This is a genomic window from Vulcanisaeta sp. EB80 (genome assembly GCF_002078205.2).
Window position 1 is genome coordinate 1 of sequence record NZ_LCWN02000122.1, and the last position, 2,909, is coordinate 2,909.

At 49.0% G+C, this 2,909-nt stretch carries 4 protein-coding genes; 1 reads left to right on the forward strand and 3 read right to left on the reverse strand.

Going from position 1 to position 2,909, the window contains the following annotated elements:
* The 3 genes from B7L70_RS12255 to B7L70_RS12265 all read right to left on the reverse strand — a co-directional run.
* The coding region (locus B7L70_RS12255) for an FAD-binding oxidoreductase (RefSeq protein ID WP_081228427.1) at positions 1–1,054 on the reverse strand (1,054 nt) is incomplete at its 3' end.
* Positions 1,055–1,075: 21 nt separating this feature from the next.
* The gene (locus tag B7L70_RS12260; RefSeq protein ID WP_081228428.1) at positions 1,076–1,390 is read right to left on the reverse strand and encodes a (Fe-S)-binding protein; all 315 of its coding nucleotides are present in this window, start codon (positions 1,388–1,390) and stop codon (positions 1,076–1,078) included.
* Positions 1,390–2,337 (reverse strand): (Fe-S)-binding protein, encoded by a 948-nt coding sequence (locus B7L70_RS12265; protein ID WP_081228424.1) that lies wholly within the window; start codon positions 2,335–2,337, stop codon positions 1,390–1,392. The genes B7L70_RS12260 and B7L70_RS12265 overlap by 1 nt, the downstream gene beginning before the upstream one ends.
* 55 nt (positions 2,338–2,392) lie before the next feature.
* Here B7L70_RS12265 and B7L70_RS12270 point away from each other — a divergent pair.
* On the forward strand, positions 2,393–2,909 hold a 517-nt coding region (locus tag B7L70_RS12270), incomplete at its 3' end, for an acetoacetate decarboxylase family protein (RefSeq protein WP_081228425.1).

The following is a 2,909-nucleotide window of genomic DNA, read 5'->3' on the forward strand; positions in this document are numbered from 1 at the left end:
CGGCTTCGGGTAGCTTGCCCATTGGTACTGCAACGTCTTCGAAGGCTACGAAGACGTCATTGCCATAATCATTGAATGCCGCCTTAAGCGATGCTGAGTAGAGTAGCCTCCTTGGTTCGAGTATTTTCGAGAATTCCTGCCATGTGGATGCTGTCCCCACAACCTCACCGTTACTGCTTGATATTGCATCATTAAGCTTAGTGAGTATCTGGGACTCACTGCCACCGTATGTGTCAACACCAAGCCACAGGTAGTAGTAACCCTCTAGGCCGAGAACCTTGGCTGTTCTGTCGTCAATGAACTCCGTCACCATGGGCCAAAGCCTAGCCCTCCTAACACTAATCACCGCATTAACCAGCGATTCCGCATTCCTGAACCTTGCCATTAACCCCACGAAGGATTCGGGCAATGGAGCCAACCTCAGCGTTGCCTCTGTTGTTATGCCCAGGGTGCCCTCACTACCAATGAATAGCTGAAGTAGGTTGTAACCCTCCCTGCACTTAACCGTCCTACAACCAACCCTAATAACGTCGCCAGTCCCAATCACAACCTCGAGACCAAGTACCCAATACGCCGCCGGACCAAACTTAGTACCCCTCATACCACCACCCCCATTATTGATCACACCACCGACAGTGGCTGTTTTCGATGACGCCGGATCAACAGGCCACTGCAGCCCATAGCCCGCCAGTTCCAGGTTTAGATCGTCAACCTTAATACCTGGTTGAACTCTTGCGACCCAATCCACGTCCGAGACCTCAATGATTTTGTTCATCCTCTCCATGGCAACAATCACGGTATTACCTAGCTTCGGCGTTGCATTGCCGGACAGGCTTGTTGATGAACCCACGGGCAATAGCTTAAAGCCATAATTAATGGCTAGCTTCACCAAGGTCACAATTTCATTCATACTCTCTGGATAAACGAGAGCCATCGGCATCATGCCAACCTCCGAAGACGCATCACGACTGTATAGGGCGAGTATGTGCGGTTCGGTGATCAACCTATCCTTAAATACACCCTCAAGCTCCCTAATCACATCTCTATTCGACATGATATTCATTGCCCATCACCGCTACTTAAGCATTGCTCTCAGGATTATTGACTTAAAACTATGTATCGCATCCGCAATCCTTATACCCGCCGGGCATTGCGTATCGCAAGCCGCGCAGTGTAGGCATGTCATTATTGGGTCGAAAACCTCCTTATTCAACTCAGTTAGTTTACCTTGACCAAAACCCTCCTCAATGAGTATCCTTATCAGGTTTATGCGCCCCCTGGGTCCATAGGACCTATTACTCATCGCCTTAAAGGTTGGGCATGGAAATTCACAGAAGCCACAGAACTGGCACTTCCTAACCTCATCATAAACCTCCTTAATGCTCATCATCACCCAATCACCTCCATGACCTCTGCTAAATCATAGATCTTAACGCCATCAATACCCTGGGAGCCCCTCCTTAGGTTCACGTAGCATATTGGACACTGAACGACAATATTCCTTGATAATTTAACCAGCTCCCTAACCCTATTGGCGGAAACCTTCCCGGCAATACTTGGGTATGTGGACTCAATCGGCCCACCGCAGCAGTGCGATGTGTCCCTGCCCGTCAACACTGGGTCCTCCTTAACATTAGCCTTACCCCTAACCAAGCCCCTGATTAGGTCGTACTTGTTTAGGTATCTTGCGTATAGGCAGGAGTCATGAATTGTGAACTCGCCAAGCTTAACCCTAACCTTACCTGAGTCCAGGTAATCAAGGTAGCTCCTAACCCTAATGTTGAATTCAGGCACGTACCTTGGGTATAATTTCTCAAGCGTGTATTGGGTGTGTGGGTCTATGGTTATGATCTCATTAACGCTATTGTCCCTAAACACCTTGTACACCTCCCTGGCGTAGTCCGCAAAATCATCAACAAACCCCAACTCATAAAGCAATGCGCCGCTGTAGGGTTCGTTATCGAGGACCCTAAACCTAACCCCAAGGGTTCTGAGCATTCCGTAAATACTCCTTATCACACCATAGGCCCTATTAACATCCTCATCACTGGGCCTAAGTAACGCCTTACCAAAGACCCTAGTACCCACAACAGCCAACCTAGCCAGGACCCCACCCTTAGTTACGCCGAACCTCTCAAGCTCAGCCACAGCCCTCTCTATGGCAGGCGCCAGTTGGTATAGGCATGATGTGTAGAGTATCGTACCCACACCCTCATCGAAGGCTAAACCCTCACGCCAACCATTGCAGACGGACTTATCGACAGGAAACGGAAGACCAGAATCCCTAAGACTCGACAAAACAACACCCCTCAAAGCCCTAAACCAATCAAGCGACACGAACCATTAAGAAAAACCAATATTTAATTAATTTACTTATTCCATAATTCTTGGTATGTCACAGCAGGGAAGAATAAGGGGTAGATTATCAACCAAGTCCCTGTGGGCGATGCCTGGGCACTCACCGCTCTTTGCCAAGTTGCCTCAGTACTTCCCTGATGCCGAGGTTTTGCAGGTTGTCTTTGAGGCTGATCCTGAGGCTGTTGCTGAGTTGGTTCCTGAGGATCTTGAGGTGCCTGTTCCTGCTGAGGCTATGATCACGTTCTTTAGGTTCCCGTTCAGCACGTTAGGGCCTTACAACGAGTTTGCTGTTGATGTAAAGGTGCTCCTTGATGGGCAGGATAAGTACTTCACGGCGTATAACTATGTAAATAGCGATGTCGGTCTTGCGGCATGTCGTGAGATTTGGGGTGTGCCTAAGAAGTTCGCCGTCCTCGATATCATTAAGTATTACGACTTGGTCATGGGTTACCTCGAGAGACCACCTGGTTATAGACTCGTCACAGCAATAATAAGGCCTGAGGAACCGGCCCAGCTTCAGCCGTTAGCCGTAACGAGGCTTGCGTTGAAGA